This window comes from Oerskovia paurometabola (genome assembly GCF_016907365.1).
GTDB classification, from domain to species: Bacteria; Actinomycetota; Actinomycetes; order Actinomycetales; family Cellulomonadaceae; genus Oerskovia; species Oerskovia paurometabola.
This window is the reverse complement of the sequence record NZ_JAFBBV010000001.1, coordinates 3383282-3405789: the sequence shown is the minus strand read 5'-3', so window position 1 is coordinate 3405789 and position 22508 is coordinate 3383282. Positions and strand designations below refer to the sequence as shown.

18 protein-coding genes are annotated in these 22508 nt (G+C 70.9%); 9 read left to right on the top strand and 9 right to left on the bottom strand.

Annotated elements, in window-relative coordinates; genetic code table 11:
• Positions 1–113: 113 nt before the first annotated feature.
• Genes JOD48_RS20210 through JOD48_RS15260 form a run of 3 tightly spaced genes read right to left on the bottom strand, consistent with a single transcriptional unit; the run spans position 114 to position 4122 of the window.
• Entirely contained in the window at positions 114–1628 is a 1515-nt protein-coding gene (locus JOD48_RS20210) for a glycosyltransferase family 4 protein (protein WP_191790869.1), read from the bottom strand.
• The gene (locus JOD48_RS15265; protein ID WP_191790868.1) at positions 1625–3163 is read right to left on the bottom strand and encodes a glycosyltransferase; all 1539 of its coding nucleotides are present in this window, start codon (positions 3161–3163) and stop codon (positions 1625–1627) included. The genes JOD48_RS20210 and JOD48_RS15265 overlap by 4 nt, the downstream gene beginning before the upstream one ends.
• Entirely contained in the window at positions 3160–4122 is a 963-nt protein-coding gene (locus JOD48_RS15260) for an FkbM family methyltransferase (RefSeq protein ID WP_191790867.1), read from the bottom strand. Before JOD48_RS15260 ends, JOD48_RS15265 begins: the two co-directional genes overlap by 4 nt.
• Before the next feature lie 106 nt (positions 4123–4228).
• Here JOD48_RS15260 and JOD48_RS15255 point away from each other — a divergent pair, with 106 nt between their 5' ends.
• The 3 genes from JOD48_RS15255 to JOD48_RS15245 are packed head-to-tail and all read left to right on the top strand — an operon-like array spanning position 4229 to position 8677.
• Positions 4229–5215 carry a GDP-mannose 4,6-dehydratase gene (locus JOD48_RS15255; protein ID WP_191790866.1) on the top strand — a complete coding sequence of 329 codons (987 nt, stop codon included), beginning with the start codon at positions 4229–4231 and terminating at the stop codon, positions 5213–5215.
• A gap of 4 nt (positions 5216–5219) precedes the next feature.
• Entirely contained in the window at positions 5220–6194 is a 975-nt protein-coding gene (locus tag JOD48_RS15250) for a GDP-mannose 4,6-dehydratase (RefSeq protein ID WP_191790865.1), read from the top strand.
• 26 nt (positions 6195–6220) lie between these two features.
• On the top strand, positions 6221–8677 hold the full coding sequence (locus JOD48_RS15245) for a glycosyltransferase (RefSeq protein ID WP_307824185.1): 2457 nt from the start codon (positions 6221–6223) through the stop codon (positions 8675–8677).
• A 77-nt stretch (positions 8678–8754) separates the two neighbouring features.
• Here JOD48_RS15245 and JOD48_RS20205 read toward each other — a convergent pair whose 3' ends face one another.
• From JOD48_RS20205 to JOD48_RS15220, 5 genes are all read right to left on the bottom strand, one after another.
• Positions 8755–11148: a glycosyltransferase gene (locus JOD48_RS20205; RefSeq protein WP_204809685.1), complete on the bottom strand. Its 2394-nt coding sequence runs from the start codon at positions 11146–11148 to the stop codon at positions 8755–8757.
• A gap of 93 nt (positions 11149–11241) precedes the next feature.
• On the bottom strand, positions 11242–12216 hold the full coding sequence (locus JOD48_RS15235) for a glycosyltransferase family 2 protein (RefSeq protein WP_204809684.1): 975 nt from the start codon (positions 12214–12216) through the stop codon (positions 11242–11244).
• On the bottom strand, positions 12213–13340 hold the full coding sequence (locus JOD48_RS15230; RefSeq protein WP_307824183.1) for a glycosyltransferase family 4 protein: 1128 nt from the start codon (positions 13338–13340) through the stop codon (positions 12213–12215). Before JOD48_RS15230 ends, JOD48_RS15235 begins: the two co-directional genes overlap by 4 nt.
• Positions 13341–13446: 106 nt before the next feature.
• Positions 13447–14721, bottom strand: a complete 1275-nt coding sequence (locus JOD48_RS15225; protein WP_204809683.1) for a lipopolysaccharide biosynthesis protein — start codon at positions 14719–14721, stop codon at positions 13447–13449.
• Positions 14718–15776: a glycosyltransferase family 2 protein gene (locus JOD48_RS15220; protein WP_204809682.1), complete on the bottom strand. Its 1059-nt coding sequence runs from the start codon at positions 15774–15776 to the stop codon at positions 14718–14720. Before JOD48_RS15220 ends, JOD48_RS15225 begins: the two co-directional genes overlap by 4 nt.
• A gap of 66 nt (positions 15777–15842) precedes the next feature.
• Here JOD48_RS15220 and JOD48_RS15215 point away from each other — a divergent pair, with 66 nt between their 5' ends.
• The 5 genes from JOD48_RS15215 (at position 15843) to JOD48_RS15195 (ending at position 20876) form a co-directional block, all read left to right on the top strand.
• Positions 15843–16934: a UDP-N-acetylglucosamine 2-epimerase gene (locus JOD48_RS15215; RefSeq protein WP_204809681.1), complete on the top strand. Its 1092-nt coding sequence runs from the start codon at positions 15843–15845 to the stop codon at positions 16932–16934.
• A gap of 61 nt (positions 16935–16995) precedes the next feature.
• Positions 16996–17733: a glycosyltransferase family 2 protein gene (locus JOD48_RS15210; protein WP_307824182.1), complete on the top strand. Its 738-nt coding sequence runs from the start codon at positions 16996–16998 to the stop codon at positions 17731–17733.
• Positions 17730–18125, top strand: coding sequence for a DUF2304 domain-containing protein (locus JOD48_RS15205; RefSeq protein WP_204809679.1), 396 nt, complete (start codon positions 17730–17732; stop codon positions 18123–18125). Before JOD48_RS15210 ends, JOD48_RS15205 begins: the two co-directional genes overlap by 4 nt.
• A complete protein-coding gene (locus JOD48_RS15200) occupies positions 18122–19720 on the top strand; it encodes a DUF2142 domain-containing protein (protein ID WP_204809678.1) in 1599 nt (532 codons plus the stop codon). Before JOD48_RS15205 ends, JOD48_RS15200 begins: the two co-directional genes overlap by 4 nt.
• Before the next feature lie 25 nt (positions 19721–19745).
• Positions 19746–20876 carry a glycosyltransferase family 4 protein gene (locus JOD48_RS15195; protein ID WP_204809677.1) on the top strand — a complete coding sequence of 377 codons (1131 nt, stop codon included), beginning with the start codon at positions 19746–19748 and terminating at the stop codon, positions 20874–20876.
• Here the strand turns inward: JOD48_RS15195 and JOD48_RS15190 are convergent.
• Positions 20857–21474, bottom strand: a complete 618-nt coding sequence (locus JOD48_RS15190) for a dTDP-4-dehydrorhamnose 3,5-epimerase family protein (RefSeq protein ID WP_191790854.1) — start codon at positions 21472–21474, stop codon at positions 20857–20859. The two genes, JOD48_RS15195 and JOD48_RS15190, sit on opposite strands and share 20 nt — an antisense overlap.
• A 115-nt stretch (positions 21475–21589) precedes the next feature.
• On the opposite strand from JOD48_RS15190, the gene rfbD reads away from it, so the two are divergent.
• Positions 21590–22477 carry a dTDP-4-dehydrorhamnose reductase gene (rfbD, locus tag JOD48_RS15185; RefSeq protein ID WP_275581465.1) on the top strand — a complete coding sequence of 296 codons (888 nt, stop codon included), beginning with the start codon at positions 21590–21592 and terminating at the stop codon, positions 22475–22477.
• Positions 22478–22508 lie beyond the last annotated feature (31 nt).

Here is a 22508-nt window from a genome sequence, read left to right as displayed (position 1 = left end):
TGGGTTGCAAGAGCGGACGCTCTAGCGTCACGCAGGTCGTCCATCGTTCTCCTGATCATGGTGGTCTAGGCATGAGGGCCTGAGGGGCAACAATACCCGCCAGGCGTAGCGCCCTAGGCCGTCGGGGGACGGCCCTCGATGAGATAGGCCCAGAGCTCCGCGGCGTAGTCGTCCCACGTGCGCCGAGGGCGTGCGAGTGCCGCGACGCTCAGCTCGCCCAGCTGCTCGTCGTCCAGGAGGAGCGTGCGCATCGCGTCGGCGATCGCCCGGTCGTCGTGCGGGTCGACGACGAGCGCACCCCCGTCGGCGGCGATCTCGGCCATGCTCCCGAAGTCCGACGTGATGGCCGGGGTCCCCACCGCGAGGGACTCGGCGACAGGCAGCCCGAACCCTTCGTTGAGCGAGGGGAAGACGGAGAACCGGGCGAGACGGTAGGCCGCCCAGAGCTGGTCGTCGGAGATCTTGCTGGCCGCCTCGACCGGTCGACCGATCGAGCGGAGCTCGTGAAGACGACGCTGGAAGCTCTCGCCGTTCCACGAGTTCCCGCCGATGAACGTGAGGCTGAAGGCATGGCCCTCGCGCCACAGCAGCTCGGCGGCGTGCAGGATCGCGAGGTGGTTCTTCCGCGGCTCGTGGCTGCCGACGACCAGGACCAGCGGCCAGGTGCCGACCGTGAACCGCAACCGGGCGGCCTCGATGTCGGCCGGCGTGGACTCGACCGCCTCGACCGGCAGCACGACCGGCGTGATCTCCGGACCGGCGATACCGGTCGCGGCGAGCATCATGCGCCAGCCCTCGTACTCGGTCGCAGCGGCACCGGAGATCGGCGCGAGCCGCACCCCGTGCCGGAGCGCGGCCAGGCTGCGGGCGAATGCGTCGCTCATGCCCGGGCTGGTCGTGTCGCCGGACGTGACGGGGATGAGGTCGAACCCGACCGCGCTCAGAGGGCTCCGCGAGTAGAGCGCCAGCGCACGAAGGCGGCCGGTCCGCTCCTCCTCCGCCGCGAGCTCCGGCACGACGTAGCGAGCGTTCCACGGCACGACCACCGACGGCTCTGCCGTCGACGGGAGGTCCTCGTCCGCCGCCTCGGCCCGGAGGATCCGGTCGAGCTCTACGGGGGTCAGGTCGCGGACCGCGTCGAAGTCCTGCGTCCACGACACCGGCAGGACGTCGTGCTCGCGCAGCCACCGCCGGGTGGTCTCCCGCACGACGCGCTGGATCCCGGTCATGAGCGTCGTCGACGCGGTGTGCGCGACGTCCACGACGACCGTGCCGGTCACGACCCGCACGGCCCACCCGGCGCTCTCGTCGGTCGTCTCCTCGACGATCGTGCGCACGACGACATGGCTGTCGAACTCGGCCTCGCGTGCTGTCTCGACGACCGTGTGCACCTCGGGAAGGCGTCCTGTGAGGACCGTGATCGCCAGCCACACCTGAGCGTGGTCACGGATGTCGACGAGCTCGCCGAGCACCCGCTCGAAGGACTCGAGAGACCAGGGGGCCACCGAGGGAGCCGGTCGCTCGAGCGCCGTCGCGAGCAGCGGCAGGCGCGAGCGCCAGGCGTCGACGTGGGTCTGCGGGGCGGCCGACGACCTCGTGGCGCCCGACGGGCGTCGGAAGATGGTCACGTGGGGTCCTCAGCTGTCTCGTCGGTCATGAAGTACTGCCAGAGCTCGCGGGCGTAGTCGTCCCAGGTACGGCGCGGGCGCCGGCGGGCCTCGAGGGCGAGCCGTTCGCGCAGGTTGGCGTCCGTGACGAGCGCGCGGAGCTTCTCGGTCACGTCGTCGTCGTCCCGGGGATCCACGAGCAGGCAACCACCGTGCTGGGCGATCTCGGCCTGGCTCCCGAACGACGAGGTCAGGACGGGGGTACCGACCGACAGCGCCTCGGAGACGGGCAGGCCGTAGCCCTCGTGGAGCGAGATGAAGGCGACGACGTCGGCCGACGAGAGCTCTTCCCAGAGTTCCTCCTCCGAGACCCGGCCGAGCGGCGTGAACGGGTGACCGTGCTCCGTCAACCGGTCCATCGCGGCACTGACGACGTCGTCGGACCAGCCTGCGGAGCCCATCATCCGCAGCTCGAAGTCCAGGCCGGAGTGCCACAGCCGCTCGGCGGCGTGGAGCAGGGTCCGCTGGTTCTTGTGCAGCTCGCGCGTGCCGGGTACCAGGACGACCGGTCGGGAGTTCCCGGGTCGCGGCTCGGTCGAGTGCGTCGACGGCGGCGACGACTCCGGCAGGAGCACCTCGCGAACCTCTGGGCCGGCGATGCCCTGAGCCCCCAGCGCGTGGACGAATCCGCCGTACTCGGTCGCGGCGGAGGCGCTGATGCCCGCGACGCGAGCGGAATGCTTGACCACCGTGAGCTGCGCCGCGGCGACGGTCGCGTCGGAGAAGGGACGCATGTCGGCGCTCGTGATGGGGATGAGGTCGTAGCCGATCAGCATGACGCGGTTGCCCGACCAGCGGGCGAGAGCGGTCATGACCGACGAGGCCCCGGGGCTGGGGACGTCGGGGAGGACCACGGCCGTCCGCCACGGCACGACGAGACGATGGCGGAAGGCCAGCTCCTCGGCGAGATCGGTCACGGAGTCCTTGCCGAAGCGCAGCACCCGAGCTCGCTCACGCGGGGCGAGGGCACGGAACGCCGTGGACTCGTCGATCCACGCGACCGGGGTGATCCGGTGGGACTCGTCCCACCTCGGGAGCGTCTCGCGGACCACCCGGTGGATGCCGGTGTGGAGGTCGTTCCGGGCCGAGTAGTCCACCTCGACGACCGGGTGGTCGGTGACCACGGTCATCTCGAGGTCCGGTCGCGCCTCGGCGTCGTCGAGCGCAAGGGTCAGGAGGGTCGTCTCGACCGTGGCGCTCGCGCCCGGGTCGAGGTCCAGGAGCCGGGCCAGCGCGAGGAACTCGTCGGGTGACGGGAACCGTCCGCGGACCGCCGTCAGGAGCAGCCAGGCGACCTCATCACCCCCGGGGCCGCGGCACGCCGTGACCAGCGCGGGCAGGATCTCGGCGCTCGCCTGGCCCGGGCGAGCGGGCGTCCCGTCGAGCACGGGCACCTCCGGGCCCAGGACCGCGTGCGCTGCGGCGAGGAGCCGCTGGTCGAGGGCTTCCAGACGCTCCCGGGCGGCGGGGGGCAACGAGTACTGCTGGTCCCTCATCGGGCCGTCTTGAGTCGGGAGCCGATACGCCGGACGAGCCGGAGCGGCCTGGTGACCCGCCACGAGAGGGTGTGTCGCATCGCCTCCATCTCCGCGAGCACCGCCTGGTCCGCAGACCTGTCGGCGTCGCGGCTCGCCTGGGCGGCCGCGACGGCCGCCCACTGGTCGAGGGCGGTCTGTCGCCAGTGGAGCAGCTGACGCGTGAGGTCGTCGAGCTCGGCGGTCCGCTCGTTGATCTCGATGCGGGCGTCGATCAGGATGTGGTTGACGAAGCGGTCGAGCGCGCACGCCGGGTACTGGAGCTTCGCCTTGAGCTCGGCGGCGTGCTCCTGCGCGACGTAGAAGCGGGAGACCCCGTCGAAGAGGCAGAACTCGTACCCTGCGGCCAGGAGGTTCGGCTCCCACTCCGTGTGGGAGGGCGTCGTGGAGTTCGGCAGGGTCGCCTCGACGACCACGACCCACGGTCGCCAGACCGTGAGGTCGATGCTCCGCAGCGCGTCGGCCTCGGCCCCCTCCACGTCGATCAGGAGGAAGTGCACGTCCTTCTCGGCGTATCCGTGCGCGGCAAGGAGGTCGTCGAGCCGGGTGGTCTTCACGACGATGTCCACGTGCTCGATGCCAGCGGCCTCGTGCTGCTCGCTGATGCTGTCGTCGAGCGTCGACAGCCCCGTGTCGGGGATGACGTGGAGAGTGATCTCCTCGACGTCCTCCGAGGTGATGGCCGCCTGGACCTGGATGTCGCGCGGGCGGCTCTCGCGATGGAGCTCCGCGAAGTACTCGACGGGTTCGACGGTGATCCCCGACCAGCCGCGATCGTAGAACGCGCGCGTGACCGAGTCGTGCGTGGGGTGGTTGGCTCCGACCTCGACGTAGCGTCCGTCGGTGACCGACTGGAGCGCTCGCCACAGGACGACGTCCTCGCCGTTCTGGGCATAGGAGATGAAGGGTGCGTCCGGCATGGCGCCATGGTAGCGGTCGGGTGGAGAGACCGGACACATCGCCTGTGAGCGGCCGTCTCCGGGTAGGGTGACCTGGTCCTATTCTGTCGACTCTCTTCGAGGAAATATGCCACGCGCGCTGATCACCGGTATCACCGGCCAGGATGGCCTGTACTTGTCCGAGCTCCTGCTCAGCAAGGGCTACGAGGTCTACGGCCTCATCCGCGGCCAGAACAACCCCAAGCTGGATCTCGTGCGTGAGACGGTCCCCGACGTCAAGCTCATCACGGGTGACCTCACGGACCTGTCCTCGCTCATCCGTGCGCTCGAGGTGTCCAAGCCTGACGAGGTCTACAACCTCGGGGCCATCTCGTTCGTCGCGTACTCGTGGGAGAACGCGATGCTGACGAGCGAGGTGACCGGCAAGGCGGTCCTGAACATCCTCGAGGCCGTGCGCCTGTACTCGCACGACGACCCGAGCCGCGTGCGCTTCTACCAGGCCTCCAGCTCGGAGATGTTCGGCAAGGTCCAGCAGGTGCCTCAGCGTGAGTCGACGCTCCTGTGGCCTCGCTCGCCGTACGGTGTCGCCAAGGTCTTCGGGCACTACATGACGATCAACTACCGCGAGTCCTACGGGATGCACGCGTCGAGCGGCATCCTGTTCAACCACGAGTCGCCGCGCCGTGGACCCGAGTTCGTGACGCGCAAGATCTCGCAGGCCGTCGCCCGGATCAAGCTCGGTCTGCAGGACGAGCTGGTGCTGGGCAACCTCGACGCCAAGCGCGACTGGGGCTTCGCCGGTGACTACGTCGAGGCGATGTGGCTCATGCTCCAGCAGCCGGAGGCCGACGACTACGTCATCGCGACCGGCGAGACGCACTCGATCAGCGAGTTCCTGGACTCCGCCTTCGCGCACGTGGGCATCGAGGACTGGTCGGGCTACGTCAAGCAGGACCCCCGCTTCATGCGTCCCGCAGAGGTGGACCTGCTCATCGGTGACCCCGCCAAGGCGCAGGAGACCCTGGGGTGGGAGCGCAAGGTCGACTTCCCCGGGCTCGTGTCCATGATGGTGGAGAACGACCTGCGCGAGCAGTCCGTCCTGGTCGGTCGGTGAGCCGATGACCGTCGCTCTCGTCACAGGACTCACCGGGCAGGACGGCTCGTACCTCGCTGACCGGTTGGTGCGCGAGGGGGCCGAGGTCCACGGGTTCGTCCGGCCGGGAGCGGCGGTCACGGAGCGCGCGCCGTCAGCAGGCGTGCAGGTTCATGAGATCGACCTTCGTGAGCACGCCCGCATGCAGGACCTGCTGTCCGAGATCGCACCGGACGAGGTGTACAACCTCGGTGGCATCAGCTCGGTCGCCTACTCGTGGGACCACCCGGTCGACACGGGTCTGGTCAGCGGGATCGGCGCCGTCACGCTCTTCGAGGCGGCCCATCGGTCCCAGGAGCGTTCGGGGCGCACCGTCCGCGTCGTGCAGGCCTCGAGCGCGGAGATCTTCGGGACTCCGGACCGCACACCTCAGGACGAGGGCACGACGATCCGTCCTGTCTCGCCCTACGGTGCCGCGAAGGCCTACGCGCACCAGATGGCCGCCGTGTTCCGGTCCAGGGGCCTGGGTGTCTCGAGCTGCGTCCTGTACAACCACGAGTCCCCTCGGCGTCCGGAGACCTTCGTCACCCGGAAGATCACCGCGGGCGCAGCTCGTATCGCGGCGGCGGGTGGAGGGGTCCTGGCCCTGGGCAACCTCGACGCACGACGTGACTGGGGATGGGCGCCCGACTACGTCGACGCCCTCGTGCGGGCCGCCCGGCACCATGAGGCCGACGACTTCGTCGTGGCGACCGGTGAGGCGCACTCCGTCGAGGAGTTCGTCCGTCTCGCGTTCGCCGCCGCGGGCGTCGAGGACTGGGAGTCGCACGTCGAGATCGACCCGCGCTTCGTGCGCCCGGTCGACACCGCCGTCCAGGTGGGTGACGCGTCGAAGGCCCGTGAGGTGCTGGGCTGGAGCCCGACGACCAGCTTCAGGGAGATCATCGAGAAGATGGTCGAGAACGATCTAGCAGAGATTCACGGAGAGGCCGCACGATGAGAGAACCGACTGTCCACGAGGGGGTCGTGTCAGTCGTCCTTGTCAACTACAAGGGTGCCGAGGACACGATCACGTGCTTGAAGTCCTTCGACGACGTCGACTGGCCGGCTGAGCGCCTCGAGCTCATCGTCATCGACAACGACTCGCAGGACGGGAGCGCGGAACGGATCGCTGCCGCGGTTCCCCGTGCCAAGGTGATCGAGTCGGGGGGGAACCTCGGGTTCGCCGGTGGGTGCAACCTCGGCGTGGAGCACGCGACCGGCGAGTATGTCGGCTTCATCAACAACGACGCCCGCCCTGGGCCGCAGTGGATCTCCGCCGCGGTCGAGGCGATGTCAGCCGACGACACGATCGGGGCGGTCGCCTCGAAGGTGCTGGACTGGGACGGCAACCTGATCGACTACGTCGACGGGTCGCTCACCTGGTACGGGATGGGCTACAAGCGCGAGGCGGAGTGGCCCGACTCGCCCGACTACGACACCCCCAAGGACGTTCTCTTCGGGACCGGCGCGGCGATGTTCGTGCCGACGCGGCTCTACCGCGAGATCGGCGGGTTCGACGAGCGCTTCTTCATGTTCTACGAGGACGTCGACCTCGGCTGGCGCCTCAACCTGCTCGGGTACCGGGTGCGCTACGTGCCCGAGTCGCTCGCGTACCACCGTCACCACGTGACGATGAAGAAGTTCGGCAACTACCGCGAGTCGTACCTGCTCGAGCGCAACGCGCTGCTCTCGATGTACAAGAACCTCGACGACGAGTCGCTCGCCCGTGCGCTCCCTGCCGCGATGGCGCTGTCCGTGCGGCGCTCGCTCGCACGGACCGGGACGGACGCGTCGTCGCTCGACCTCCAGCGGTCGCCCGGCGGTGACGACGTGCCGACGATCGAGATCGAGAAGATGGCCCTGACCGGGCCCTACGCGATCGACTACTTCGTCGACCAGCTCCCGAGCCTGGCCGAGAGCCGCAAGGAGCTCCAGGCGATGCGTCGTCGCTCGGACCGCGAGCTCTTCCCGCTGTTCAGGCACGCCATCGAGCCTGCCTACGCGATCGAGAGCTATCTCACGGCGCACAAGGACCTGGTCGAGGCCTTCGGCATCGATACCCACTTCGTGTCCCGGCAGCGCATCCTCGTCGTCACGGGCGAGCCGCTCCTGGAGCGGATGGCGGGCCCCGCGATCCGGGCGTGGGAGATCGCGAAGGCGCTCGCCCCGACCGGTGAGGTCCGGCTCCTGTCGACCGCCGGAGCCCGCGTCACCTCGGACGCCTTCGAGGTCGTCCACGCGTCGGGTCGCGCGCTGCGTGCCCAGACCGACTGGGCAGACGTGATCGTCTTCCAGGGCTTCCTCCTGGAAGGGGCGCCGTGGCTCAAGGAGAGCTCGAAGATCCTCGTGGCGGACGTCTACGACCCCATGCACCTCGAGCAGCTCGAGCAGGCTCGCGACCTGGGACCTGCGGGGCGTGCGACCTCCATCCGCGACACCACGCGGGTCCTCAACGAGCAGCTGCGCCGGGCCGACTACGTGCTGTGCGCCTCGACCAAGCAGCGTGACTTCTGGCTCGGGCAGCTCGCCGGCCAGGGGCGCATCAACGCGGCCGTCTACGACGAGGACGAGAGCCTCGACTCGCTCATCGGGGTGGTCCCGTTCGGGATCGCCGACGAGAAGCCCGTCCAGCACAAGCACGCGATCAAGGGCACCGTCCCGGGGATCGGGCCGGACGACAAGGTCATCCTCTGGGGTGGCGGCGTGTACAACTGGTTCGACCCGCTGACCCTGGTCCGTGCGGTGGACCGCCTCCGGGTGGCCCACCCCGAGGTCCGGCTCTACTTCCTGGGGCTCAAGCACCCGAACCCCGGGGTGCCGGACATGAGGATCGCGTGGGAGCTCAAGCAGCTCTCCGACGAGCTCGGCCTGACCGGCACGCACGTCTTCTTCAACGAGGGGTGGGTGCCCTACAACGAGCGGGCGGACTACCTGCTCGACGCCGACCTGGGCGTCTCGACGCACTTCCACCACGTGGAAACGGCCTACAGCTTCAGGACCCGCATCCTCGACTACCTCTGGGCGTCCTTGCCCATCGTGGCGACGAGCGGGGACACGTTCGGGTCGTTGATCACGGAGAACGGTCTGGGAGCGGTCGTCCCGCCGGAGGACCCCGAGGCGCTCGAAGCAGCGCTCGAGAAGTACCTCTACGACGACGCGGCGATCGCCGCGGCCCGGGCCAACGTCGTCGAGTTCGCCGAGGGATACCGGTGGTCCTCGGTGCTGGCACCCCTGGTCGACTTCTGCAGGTTCCCCCGACGGGCCGCCGACCTCGCGGTCGAGCTCGACGAGCCGGTGTCGGTGGCCGAGCAGTTCCGTCGCCCGGGGGGGATCAAGGCGGACATCGGTCTCGCACGCGACTACCTGCGGGCGGGAGGCTTCGGCGAGGTCGCTCGCCGTGCGCGTGGTCGGGTGCGGCGGGTCATCGGGTCCGGGGCCTGACGGTCCCTGCCCCTGACGGTTCCTGCCCCTGAGGGCGCCGGCACACCTGTGCCGGCGCCCTCAGCCGTCCGGAGGAGTCAGCCTCGCCCGATCACGGGCAGACGACGCTTGACCTGGCGCCAGACCTTGCCTGCCTGCGCGGCCTGCGCTCGGGAGGCATCGACCGCTGCGACCTGTGCGAGCCGTTCGGCGATCAGGCGGCCCGCGGCCGCGGGGGAGTGCCGCGTCCGGATGTCGCGTGCGGCCGCCCTGCCCTTCGCGGCTGCCTGCTCGGGTGAGTCGACGACGGTCCTCATCCATCGCGCCGCGACCGCCAGGTCCGGGTCCGCCCAGGTGCTGCCGGCCGGGTAGGGCTCGTTGCCCGGAGGGATCGGCACAGGGGTCCACGGGACCAGGAAGGAGTTGTCGTCCGTCATGAACTGCATGTTCCCGGAGTAGGCCGTGGCGATGACGGGTTTGCCCCACGCCATGGCCTCGGCAAGTGTCAGTCCCAGGCCCTCGGCGCGGTGCAGCGACACGTAGCAGGTGCACGAGGCGACGAGAGCGTCGCGCTCGTCGCCGCTGAGATACCGCTCGACGAGGAAGACGTCCGGCTCGTCGGCCACCAGCAGCCTCAGACGCTCGGCCTCCGCCTCGCGTCGGTCGCCGTTGATCGACTTGATCACCAGGATCGGTCCTTCGTCGGGCGCGAACGCCGCCCGGAACGCCGCGACCACGCCCCAGGGATTCTTGCGCTCGGCGGTGCTGAGATAGTCGAACGCGAAGAGGAACACGGGGCGGCCCTCGGGAAGCCCCAGGCCGACGGGTGCCTCGAGGGCGCGGTCGCTGCGTTGCGGGAGAGGCGGCGGGACGGTGAGGACAGGGACCGGGGAGTGAGGCTCGATCGCTTCGCGGACGAAGTCCGTCGCGACCCAGACCTCGTCGACCGCGTCGAACCCTGCGTGCTGCGACGGGGGGAAGTCCTCGACCTCCCAGTACCACATGCCGATCCGGTAGGTCTTCGCGGCGAGGTCCCCTAGCGCGGCCACGATCTCCGGTGTCTGGTCCGCGTTCACGCACAGCAGGGTCGTGCTCAGCGCATGAGCGGAGGTCGAGGCCTGGTAGGTCGCGCTGGTGCGGCTCTGGAGCCGGTTGACGACCGGGACCGTGATGTACGGGACGTCGGCCGCGGCCAGTGCGCCCGTCATGAGCCGGGCGGACTCGCCGACCCCCAGCTCGCCGCTCAGATAGCCCACCACGTTGACCCCGCGCCGCGGGGAGTCGGCCACGACCGGTCCTGCCCCCGTGGCTGCTCGTCGCGAGGCGGCGACCGCGTCGCGCAGGAGGTCGGGGTCGTAGCGTTCCTCGTGCGTGCCGTGGGCCTCGGCCCAGTCGAGGAATGCGCGGGTGTGCTGACCGGGGACCAGGGGGAACGCGTCGCGCAGGTCGCTGCGGTGCTCGTAGACCGAGGCCAGGTAGCGGGCGACGGGTGCGGTGTGCCCGGTGGGGACCGGTTCGAGCAACCAGGCCGTCAGTGATGCGGCGTCCGAAGGGGCGAACGGGTCGGGTGGTGCGACGGGGTCGTCGGCGTGGTCGCGGTAGAGGGCACGCAGCTCGGCATGGACGGGGACACCGGTGGACGTCTCCTGCCAGGCCTCGAGGGGGTCGGAGGAGGCCGACCCGGCCTCCGAGGCGCGCTCGGCGGCCTCATGAGCGACGAGGGCCGCGAGGGCGGGATGCTCGCTCAGAAGGGTGCGTGAGCGCCGGTCGTCGCGGGTGTCGAAGATCCACGGGCGGGCGGGATCCATGGCCGAGAGGTCGACCGCGACGACCTCGTCGCCGTCGAGCGTCATCCGGCGAGGGCCTTCGGTACGCAGGAGCGCCGACGCTCCGGTGCTCCACCGGGAGACGAGCACAGCGTCGTCCTGGAGCAGCGAGTGCGGTACGAGTCCGGCCACGAGGTCGAGCCAGCTCGGTCCGACGGTCCAGTCGTGCGCCACGGCGAGCCACCTCGTGAGGTGCTCGACGCCCGCCGGCGCCAGACCGACGAGGTCCGTCGAGAGCACTCCCTGCACGGAGAGCGCCTCGAGGTCCGGAAGCCGTCCGTCCGTCAGGGGGCTGGAGGTGCGGGGAACGAAGCAGGCCCCGGTCGCGCGCGCGGCGTCGACGACTCGCCTCGGTGACGACGTGAACACGACGCCGGGCGAGGTGAGCAGCACGCTCGCCCCGTCCCTGAGCGAGCGGGCCGCCAGGTGCACCTGGAGGAGACGGACGAGCTGCTCGTCGTCGAGCAGGATCGCGGACCGGTGGAGGGTGCCGGCGTCGACGTCGAGGGCGGCGGGGCGGAGGACCTCTTCGCCACCGGTGACGGTGTACGTCCCGCCGACGTCCAGGACGATCGGTGTGGCCGACGGCTCGACCGCCTGGAGAGACCGGACGGTGGCGCGGGCGGCCGCAGCCTGCCCGGCGGTGACGACGATCGCGATGTGCACTCGTGCTCCACGGTGTGCGATGAGACGGGGGAACGCGAGCCTACCTCGCGAGGAGTGGCTCGCTGTCGACCCCCGAGGGACTGTCGGCAGGGTTCAGCGTCGGGTGCCGAGGGCGAACACGTCCGCTCGACGGGCTCGCGCCCCCCGCCACGTACGGCGACGCTCGTCGAGCGCCCCGGGCAGCAGCCTGAGGGCGTCGCGGAGAGCCCTCCAGCGCGCTCGGACCAGGTCGGCCGGCTCGGTGCGGAGGGCGGAGTGCCGCACGGCTCCGGCGAGCTGGCGCACGAACGAGGCGACCACGACAGCCGCCGGGGCGTGCCGGGAGAAGACCACGAGGGAGTTGCGGGTGTTGTAGTAGCGGAACAGCGGGCTCGAGGATCCCGAGCTTGCGGAGTGCTGGTGGTGGGCGACGGCCCGCGGCTCGTACACGACTCGCCAGCCGCGGGCACGCATGCGCCACGACAGGTCGGTGTCCTCGTAGTAGAGGAACAGGCGGTCGTCGAAGCCGCCGACGTCCGCGAGCGTGGCCGTGCGCAGGAGAGCCGCACCGCCGCAGAACCCGAAGACGTCACGATCAGGGGTGACCGTGCCGTCGACCGCCAGCCAGTCACGGTCCCCGGCGCTGCCCGTCCGGGTCAGGACGTTGCCCGTCGAGTTCACGAGCACCCGGCCCGCCGGGTCCGGGTCGACGAGCACCATGTGCGCCGTCACCGCCCCGACGTCCTCGTTGCCCGGGCCGTCGAGGTCCTCGATCATGCGGCGCAGGGCGTCCGGGGCGAAGGTGGCGTCGTTGTTCAGCAGAGCGACGTAGCGTGCCGTGACGTCGAGCAGGCCCGAGTCGACCCCACCGGCGAAGCCGCGGTTGGTGGAGTTCACGACGACGCGGACGTCCGGGTAGCGCTCCTCGAGGAGGGCTACCGACCCGTCGGTGGAGGCGTTGTCGACGACGACGACCTCGAGCTCACCGGGCGCGAGGTCCTGCTCCAGCAGCGAACGCAGGCAGTCGTCGAGCAGATGGGCACCGTTCCAGTTGACGACGACGGCCCGGATCAGCGGCGAGGGCGTCATGCGGTCACCCCCAGGGCGTCACGGTAGGCCTGGACGGTGAGGTCTGCCGCTCTCCGCCAGGTGTACGCCTCGGCGTTGCGGAGCGCGGCGGAGGCGAGCTCGTCGTGCTGCGGACCGGCTGCCAGGGTGAGGGCGTGGGCGATCGCGTCGGCGTCGAGCGGGTCGACGAGGAGCGCTCCGTCGCCGACCACCTCGGCCATCGATGTCCCGGCTGACGTGACGACCGGCGTCCCGTGGGCCTGGGCCTCGAGCACGGGCATGCCGAACCCCTCCCAGAGGGACGGGAAGCAGAACACGCGGGCCGCGGAGTAGGCGACCTGCAGGTCGTGCCACGTCACGTGACCCAGCACGTGGACCCGGCCCGAGGGCAGGTTCGTGAGAGCGGTGCGGACCTCTGACGACGTGCTTCCCCAACCGGTCGGTCCGATCAGCACCAGGTCGAGGTCGTGGTCGTCGACGCTGCGCTCGAAGGCCGCCAGCAGGCGCCCGACGTTCTTGCGGGGTTCCAGGGTCCCGCACCACAGGACGAAGTCGCGTGCGAGCCCGTGCCGCGCCCTGAAGTCGGCCACCGCTGCGTCGGTCACGTCGGCCGCGGACGTCCCGTGGGGCACGACGTGGATCCTCTCTTCCTCGATGCCGGCCTCGACGCAGTCCAGCATCGTGGCGCGCGAGGGCACCACGACGACGTCCGCCTCGTCGCGCGTGATCTCGAGAGCCCGCTCGAAGAAGCGCACCCCCCGAGGCGTGAAGTGCTGCGGGCTACGCTCGAAGGCGAGGTCGTGGACCGTCACGACGAGCGGCGCCGAGCGCGGAGGGATCGCCCACGTCGTCGCGTGCACGACGTCGACGGGGCCGTCCGACGGGACCGAGGGCCTTCTGAGCCTGGACCATGCCTCGTACAGAGCGGGGCGGGGCAGCCGCGAGGCGAGGACCGGGAGGGTAGGGGGCAGGCCCTTCGTGTCTCCGGCGGCGCCTCGGGCACGGATGCCCGTCGGTGCCACGTCGGCACGCCCCACGAGCTGCGCCGCGAGCTCCTTGATGTACGTGCCGGACCCGCCCGGGACGTCCTGCCAGAGCTGCTCGACGGTCATCGAGACGTTGATGCGTGGCGCCTGTTCGTTCACCCAGACAGACTAGTTCGTCCGCTGGTCCCGTCCGTGACGGCGGACGTGCTTCGACGCGCGGGCGGACGACTGCCGCACCGCAACGCGCGAGGTGGTCTCCCGCGGTTCAGGCGACCCGGCCTGCGACCGTCGCGTCGACGCCGGTGAGCCTCCAGAGCGTGGTGAGCGCGAGGACGCTGCCCGCGACGGGGCCCAGGACGGCTCCCACGACGGTCGAGGCGACGATGTCCAGCGGGCTCAGGAGCAGCCACACCGCGGTCGTCGCGACGGACACGCCCCACACCACGATCATCCAGCGATAGCTCCCGAACGCGACCAGTGCTGCCGACATGAGCTGCAGCAGGCCCAGGACGCAGGCGGAGAAGACGAGCCCGGCCACGGCCTCCGGTGCCACGACGTAGTTCGCGCCGTAGGCGAGCTGCACCCCCCACGGGCCGACGAACCATGCCGCGACCGCCCCCACCAGGGCGATCCCGAGAACACCGAGCGCCCCGAGGACGAGAAGCCGGCGCGAGTCGTGGGTCGTCTTCGTCGGGTCCTGCCGCCACGCCACGATCGTGGGGACGGCGAGGGCCTGGAGCGGCGCGACGAACAGGAGGGGTACGCGGGACACCGTGAGCGCCGCGAAGACGATCCCGCCCTCCACTCCCAGCGTGCCCCCGGAGAACGCGGTCACCATCGTCGGGTAGCCCGTGATCATGCAGGCCATGAGCGCGGCGGCGAGCATGAGCGAGCCGGCCCGGGCGAACGGAGCGCGCCAACCCGTCGACGTCGCGGCGGGCCCCGCCTCGCGGCGGTCGACACGACGGGCCTGGCGGATCCAACCGATCCAGGCGTACGAACCGACCGCGACCGCGGCGGCGGCGGTGCCGAGCGTGACGCCGACCGTGACCCACACCGCGAGGAGCACGAGGAGCCGAACCGCTGCCTCGGCGATCACGATCCCGCTGTAGGCCGGGATGCGGTCGTTGCCCATCAGCAGACCACGGACCATGAACTGGACGGCGAACCCGAGCGTGGCGAGCACCACGAGCACCCCGAGCCGGCTGTCGGCCTCGCCGTAGAGGCGCTCGGCGACCGGGGGCAGGAGCGTGAGTGCTGCCGCCGCGGTCGCGATGACCGCGGCGGAGATCGCGACCCTGTGGATCGGGGCGCGCCCGGCGGTCGCGCCCTCGGCGGACTGCTTGGCGGCCTCCTGCTCGATCGTGGAGAGCGAGCTCGCCAGACCGAAGAGCACTCCCCAGTAGGAGACGAAGAGCCCGAAGTCCTCGGGGGAGAGGGCGCGACCGATCAGTGCGAGCAGCAGGTAGCCGACGACGCTCGAGACGGCGATCGCCAGCCCTACCCCGAGCACCCGCGAACCTGCGCGACGCTCGCTCACGAGGTGCGCGTTCTTCCACGGACCGCCGAGCGTGCGGCCAGGAAGTAGCCCCGGAGGACCCCTGCGCCGAACAGGACGACGAAGGCCGGAGTGAGCGCGGCGGCCGCGCCGACCTCGCGTCTGTTGCCACCGGCCACGCCGACCGCCACCGGCACGAGCAGCCATGCGGCGCCCAGGGCAGGAAGCCCCACCTTGGGCTCGAGCACGGCCAGCACGGCGAGGCCCACCCCCACGACGCTCGCCCCGACGAGGGCGCCACCCAGCAGGGCCGACTGCCCCAGGTAGCTGTCGACGAACGTGGTGCCCCGGAAGTACGCCTGCCGACGGAAGCCCTTCGCCCCGGCCTTCCCGTGGTAGGTGAACGCGAACTGCGGGGAGAGCCAGATCCGACGCTCGGTGGCGGCCCTGCGCAGCAGCCTCGTGTCGTCGCTCGCGAGCGCCTGCGTGTCGAAGAGCGAGTCGAACCCTGCGGCCAGCTCGAGGAAGTAGTCGCGCTCGAGGAACAGTGCGGTCGTGCCCTTCGGGTACTGGTCGAAGTCCTCGGCCCCGAACGAGACCAGGCGGGGATTCTTCGTGTACCTGCGCCAGCCGATCTTGGTCAGCCCGGACCAGAAGGCGGCGGTCGGGCTGCCCTTGGCCGCGACGTCCACGTGCCCGCACCAGACCCGCGCGGAGGGATGCTGCGGGAGGTTCGCGACCAGCCACCCGAACGCCTGCGGCGTCACGACGACGCGCGCGTCGAGGAGCAGTACCCAGGGGTTCGTCGCCGCGCGGACCCCGGCGACGCGAGCCGCCATCCTGCCGGCGTTGGCCTGGTGGACGACCCTGACCCGAGGGGACGCCGCGAGGTCGTCGACCACGGCGGGCGTGCCGTCGCTGCTGCCGTCGTCGACCACGACGACCTCCAGCTCGAGGCCCGCGCTCTCGCCCGCCTCGAGGACGGCCGTGACCGACCGACGGATCCAGGTCTCCTCGTTGTACACGGGGATGACCACGCTGAGGGCCGTCAGGGTGACGCTCGTCGGGGGTGCGGCGTCGGGGAGTGAGGTGAGCACGGCCCCAGGATAGCGGTCCAGATCTGCCTGTAGGCTTGCCCGCAAACCACGGAGGAAGCAGCAACCTTGATCGCCTTCATCGTCGGCACCACGGCCGAGCTCATCAAGATCGCCCCTGTCCATCACGAGCTCGCGAGCCGCGGGCGAACGTCGGAGATCTGGTACACCGGGCAGCACGTCAAGGAGCTCCCGGGAGTCCTCGCCGACCTCGACCTCCCCGCCCCCACGGTGTGGCTCGTGCCGGAGCAGGGTGCGCAGAACCTCGCCAAGACCTCGCAGGTCCCCGGGTGGATGTTCCGCATCCTGCGGACCGTCACCTCTCGGCGCAAGGAGCTGCGTGCTCGCCTGCGTGCGGACGGCACGACGGCGATCGTGCTCGTCCACGGCGACACCTTCACGACGCTCATCGGCGCGATGATCGGACGCTCGCTCGGCGCGAAGGTCGGTCACGTCGAGGCCGGTCTGCGCAGCGGGCACCTGATGCACCCGTTCCCGGAGGAGATCAACCGCAAGGTCACGGCGCGGCTCGCTCACCTCCACTTCGCGCCGAGCGACGTCGAGGCGAAGAACCTCGCCGGGCGCAAGGGTGTCGTGGTGACAGGGGGCAACACCGTGATCGACTCGGTGCGCCAGGCGCTCGCCAAGAGCAGCGGTGACCTCAGGTCGGAGCTTCCCGACGGCTACGCGGTCGCCACGCTCCACCGCTTCGAGCTCGTCCGGGACCAGGAGGCCTACGCCGCCGCCCTCGCGGTCCTCAAGGAGCACTCGGCGCGCGTGCCGATCGTGTACTTCGCGGGCGAGTCCGAGAAGGAGCGGCTCCGCGAGTACGGGCTGCTGGCCGTGTTCGACGACCGCTTCGTGCTGCGGGACAAGCTCCGCTACGTCGAGTTCCTGCCCGTGCTCTCGGGGGCGGACTTCGTCGTCACCGACAGCGGAGGCATGCAGGAGGAGTGCGCGCACCTCGGGATCCCGTGCGCCGTGCACCGCGTCAAGACGGAGCGGCACCAGGGGCTCGGCCAGAACGTGGTCCTGACCGGGATGGAGACCGGTCGGCTCGCGCACTTCCTCGCTCACGTGGACGACTACCGGACGAGTGACCGTACCGATGACGCCCGTCCGAGCGCGGTGGTCGTCGAGACCATCGGGCGGCTCGGCTGACGCTCGGCCGTCTGCCCATCGCACACCTGCACCCGTCCCGCAACCGGTAGGATTCCCTCACGTGACCGACCACTTCCCCCAGCAGGTTCTCGTCATCCTGCCTGCCTGGAACGAGCAGGAGGCACTGCCCGGCGTGCTCGACGACGTCCTGGCGACCCTGCCGACAGCGGACGTGCTGGTCGTCAACGACGGATCGACGGACCGCACGAGCGAGGTCGCGCGCCGAGGTCGGACGATGGTCCTGGACCTGCCGCTCAACCTCGGGGTGGGCGGTGCGATGCGCGCGGGCTACAAGTTCGCGCGGAACGAGGGCTACCAGTACGCGGTCCAGCTCGACGCCGACGGGCAGCACGACCCGCACGAGGTCGGGCGCCTTCTCGCGACGATGGCGGCCGAGGACGCGGACGTCGTGATCGGAGCCCGCTTCGCGGGCGAGGGGACGTACTCGGTGCGCGGTCCGCGTCGCTGGGCGATGAGCCTGCTGTCCGGAGTGCTCTCTCGTGTGGCGGGGACCCGGCTCACCGACACGACCTCCGGCTTCAAGGCCTCCAACCGGCGGGCGATCGAGCTCTTCGCGCGGGAGTACCCTGCCGAGTACCTCGGCGACACGGTCGAGTCGCTCGTGATCTCGGCGCGGTCCGGCCTGCGGGTCCGACAGGTGGGTGTGTCGATGCGCCCCCGTGCGGCGGGCACCCCGTCGCACAACCCCATCAAGGCGGCCTTCTTCCTCCTGCGGGCGATCCTCGCCCTCGTGATCGCCCTGACCCGACCCGTGACGAACGAGCGTGAGCAACGATGAAGCTCTACTTCCTGGCCCTCGCCGTCTGCGTCGTGGCAGTCCTCTTCCTGGTCGCGATGCTCCGGACGCGCCGTCTCAAGGAGAAGTACGCCGCGGCATGGCTCGTGCTCGCGCTGGCCGTCTGCGTCGTGGGTGCCTTTCCTGCGGTGGTCGAGTCGATCGCGCGCCTCGTGGGCGTCGCTACGCCCAGCAACCTTCTCTTCGCAGCGGCGCTGGCGGTGCTGCTCGGGGTCTGCATCCAGATGAGCGTCGAACTGACGACGCTGGAGGAGGAGACGCGAACCCTCGCCGAGGAGGTGGCGATGCTGCGGCTGGACCTCGAGCGACGGCTCCCGTCGGAGACCGTCACGGGAGCAGCACCGGGCCGGGACGTCGAGGTCGACGAGCGATGAGCGAGGACACCCGGGTGAGTGCCGACCGCGTCGAGGACCCGGCCAAGGTCGTCGGAGCGGCCGAGCCCGCCCGACCCCGCGACCGCTGGTCGCGGGCTGCGGGTACCCGGCGCCCCGCGCTGCTCGTCGGTGCCGCGATCGTGCTGCTCCTGACCTACTTCGGTGCGTGGGCGCTCTCCTCGCCCGTCGGCTCGAGCCCGGACGAGGACTATCACCTCGCGAGCATCTGGTGCGCGCAAGGTGACCGTGAGGGCGCCTGCGAGGTTCCCGCCGACGGCCAGTCCGTCATGATCCCGCCGCAGGTACGCAACGCTCCGTGCTTCGCCTTCGACAGCGCCGTCTCGGGGGCGTGCCAGAGCCCCGACCACGTCTTCGACGACGAGGAGCTCGTCGAGACCGAACGCGGGAACTTCGGCGCGCACGCGGGCTCGTACCCTCCGGGGTTCTACAACGTGATGAGCCTGTTCGTCGGGCCGGACGTCGAACGCTCCGTGCTGGTGATGCGCCTCGTGAACGCCGTCCTGGCCGTCGCCATGATCGGCCTCACGTTCGTCGCGTCGCAGGGTAGGGCCCGACGCGGTCTCGTCGCGACCGCGGTCGTCACCCTGGTCCCGCTGGGAGCGTTCATCATCCCGTCCGTGAACCCCAGCAGCTGGGCCGTCGTCTCGGCGCTGACCCTCTTCTTCGGGGTCTTCGGCTTCCTGAGCTCGACGCGGCGCTGGAGGACGGTGCTGCTCGGCCTGGTCTCGGTGGCCGCGGTGGCCATGGCCTCGAGCGCCCGGGCCGACGCATCCGCCTACGCGATCATCGCGATCGGCGCGGCGTCGGTCGTGGCCCTGGCAGCCGGTCGCCTCTCGCGGACCTTCCTCGTCCGGCTGGTGCTGCCCGTGCTCCTTGCGGTCGTCTCGGCGGTGAGCTACCTGACGGCCGGTCAGGCCGGCGCGGCAGGCCAGGCCGCGGGCCGCGGGCCGAGCAACTTCGTCTTCGTCGCCTGGGAGGCTCTGCACTACTGGGTCGGCGCTCTGGGGCTGAGCCCGCTCGGTTGGCTCGACACCCCGATGTCGGGGATCGTGTGGGTCTCGACGACCGGCGCCTTCTTCGCGGTCCTCTTCGTCGCGATCGGCTACGTCGGCCGGTGGCGCGGCATCATGGTGGCTCTCGTGGCTCTTGCGGCGGTCCTCCTGCCGACCTACATCGAGGCGACGGCGGAGCAGCCCCTGGGCAGCGTCCAGGCTCGTTACATCTACCCGTTGCTCATCGTCCTCGCGGCCGTCGCGGCGCTCAGCACGGAGCGACGGGCGTTCGCGCTGACACCGGTCCAGAGGTGGGTCGTCGTGTGCGCGATCGGCGCCGCGAGCATCGTGTCGTTGTACGAGAACATCCGCCGCTACGTGACGGGCAACGACATCACAGGTGCACGGCTGGTGCCGGGGGAGTGGTGGTGGAGCGATCTTCCCGTCTCTGCCGAGGTGGTCTGGCTGGTCGGTTCGTTCGTCGCGGTCGCCACGTTGGTGATCGCGTCTGCTCAGCTCGTCGACCGTCGTGCCGACCTCGCACCGCACGCGGGCGAGCGACCGGGCGACCCTCGGCCGTAGCCCCCCACCCGATCGGAGCCTCTCTGTGCACGTCCTGCTCGACGCCACCGCAGTCCCCGCCGACCGGGGCGGTGTAGGGCGTTACGTCGACGACCTGGTCCCCGAGCTGATCGCGGCAGGGGTCGACCTGACGCTCGCGGTACAGCCACGAGACCTCGAGGCCTACGGGCAGGTCGCCCCCGAGGCCAGGTTGGTCTCCGCCCCGCCGTCTGCCGGTCGCCGTGCGGTGCGCATGGCGTGGGAGCAGACGGGCCTGCCGGCTCTGATCCGCAAGGTGCGCCCCGACGTCGTCCACAGCCCGCACTACACGTTGCCGCTCGCGGCGGGCGTCCCCGTCGTCGTGACGCTCCACGACGCGACCTTCTTCACGACGCCTGAGCTGCACCTGCGCTCGAAGGCCGTGTTCTTCCGGAACGCGATCCGGCTGGCGTCCCGGCGGGCGGATGCCCTCGTGGTCCCCTCGCGAGCGACGAGGGACGAGGTGCTGCGTCTCGTCGGTGGCCAGCAGGACAAGTTCTTCGTGGCGTACCACGGCGTCGACCACGCCAGGTTCCACGCGACGAGCCCGTCCGAGCAGGAGCGGGTCCGCAGCACCCTCGACATCGGGAACCTGCCGTACGTGGGGTTCCTCGGGACGCTCGAGCCTCGCAAGAACGTGCCCGCGCTCGTCCGCGGGTGGGTGCGGGCCTGCGAGGGTCTCACCACGCCACCTGCTCTGGTCCTCGCGGGCGGTCGTGGGTGGGACGACGCGATCGACGTGGAGATCGCCAAGGTGCCCGACCGTCTGACGGTCCGTCGGCCCGGATACCTGCCGCTCGACGACCTGCCCGCCTTCCTCGGCGGCGCGACCGTCCTCGCCTACCCGAGCCTCGGTGAGGGCTTCGGGCTACCGGTGCTCGAGGCGATGGCGTGCGGGGCGACCGTCCTCACGACCCGAGAGCTCTCGTTGCCCGAGGTCGGTGGAGACGCGGTGGCGTACTGCGGGACGGCCGACGAGGACATCGCCGTGGCGCTCCGAGGCCTGCTCGAGGACCCTGCACGCCGAGAGCTGCTGAGCGGGGCCGCCGTGGCCCGGGCGCAGGACTTCACCTGGGCCCGGGCGGCGCAGACCCACGTCGAGGCCTACGAGTCGGCGGTCAGGCGCGCAGGGAGGTGACGTACGCCTCGACCGCGTCCGCGGTGGGGAGGAGTCCCTGCGCGGCGGCCTCGCTCAGGCTCGGCGCCGCGAGGTCCTTCTCCGACAGGAGCGGCGTCAGGGAGGTCCCGTCGCGACCGACGGTCGGCCACTCGATGCCGACCTCGGGGTCGAGCGGGTGGATGCCGTGCTCGCGCCCGGGCGAGTACCCCGTGGAGCAGAGGTAGAGGACGGTCGAGTCGTCCTCGAGCGACATGAACGCGTGGCCCAGACCCTCGCCGAGGTAGATGGCGCGGCGGTCCACGTCGTCGAGGAGGACCGAGTCCCACCGGCCGAACGTCGGCGAGCCGACACGGATGTCGACCACGACGTCGAGGACCGCTCCCTTGGCGCACGTCACGTACTTGGCCTGGCCCGGCGGCACGTCGGCGAAGTGGATCCCCCGGAGCACACCGGCGGCCGAGACCGAGCAGTTGGCCTGCTGGAGGTCGAGGGGGTGCCCGAGGGCCTCCGCGAAGGCGTCGGCCTTGAACCACTCGAGGAAGACGCCGCGAGGATCGCCGAAGGTCTTCGGGGTGATCTCCCAGGCGCCGGGAACTGCGAGCTCTCTGTACTGCAACGTTTCTCCTCGACTGGTGGGGCCCGCGGGGGTGGCGCCGCAGGCCCTAAGATCATACGTGGCCGTCGGCCGAGGCATCCGGCCCGGCGGGCGAGCGGAGATCGATGGAGGACCCTTGACGGAGACGTACCAGGCCGAGCCCGACCTTCGAGCCGACGGGCGGCGATGGCTCGTCGTCGGGGCTCGGGGAATGCTCGGCCAGGACATGATGTCGCGGCTCACGGGCGCGGGTGTCGACGTGACGCCCGCGGACAGGTCCACGATCGACATCACGGACCCGGTCTCCGTCACGTCGAGCGTCGAGGGGTTCGACGTCGTGGTCAACTGTGCCGCCTGGACCGCGGTCGACGACGCGGAGGAGCAGGAGGCCGGGGCGTTCTCGGTCAACGGGGTGGGGGCCGCGAACCTGGCCCGGGCAACGGCCGGGACCGGCGCCCGTCTCGTCCAGGTGTCGACCGACTACGTGTTCGACGGGCATGCGGACATCCCGTACCCCGAGGACGCCCCGATCGCGCCCCGCTCGGCCTACGGCCGGACCAAGGCCGCCGGCGAGTGGGCGGTCCGGGCGGAGAACCCGGACCACCTGATCGTGCGCACCGCGTGGCTCTACGGCGCACGGGGTGCGTGCTTCCCGAAGACCATGGCACGCCTCGCGGGGGAGCGGGACTCGCTCTCGGTCGTCGACGACCAGGTCGGGCAGCCCACCTGGACGGTCGACCTGGCCGACCTGATCGTGCGCCTGGTCCAGGCCGGTGCACCGAGCGGCACCTACCACGGCACCTCGAGCGGCAGCACCTCGTGGTTCGGGTTCACGGAGGCGGTCGTCGCGTCGTCGGGGGCCGAGGTCGACCTTCAGCGCACCACGAGCGCGGCCTTCGCCAGCAAGGCTCCCCGGCCCGCCTACTCGGTGCTGGGGCACGAGGCGCTCGAGCGCATCGGTGTCGAGCCGATCGGTCCGTGGCGCGAGCGGTGGCAGCTCGCCGCGGCCTCCGTGCTCGCCTGACCACCCGCTCGGCCGTGCGACGAAGGGCCCG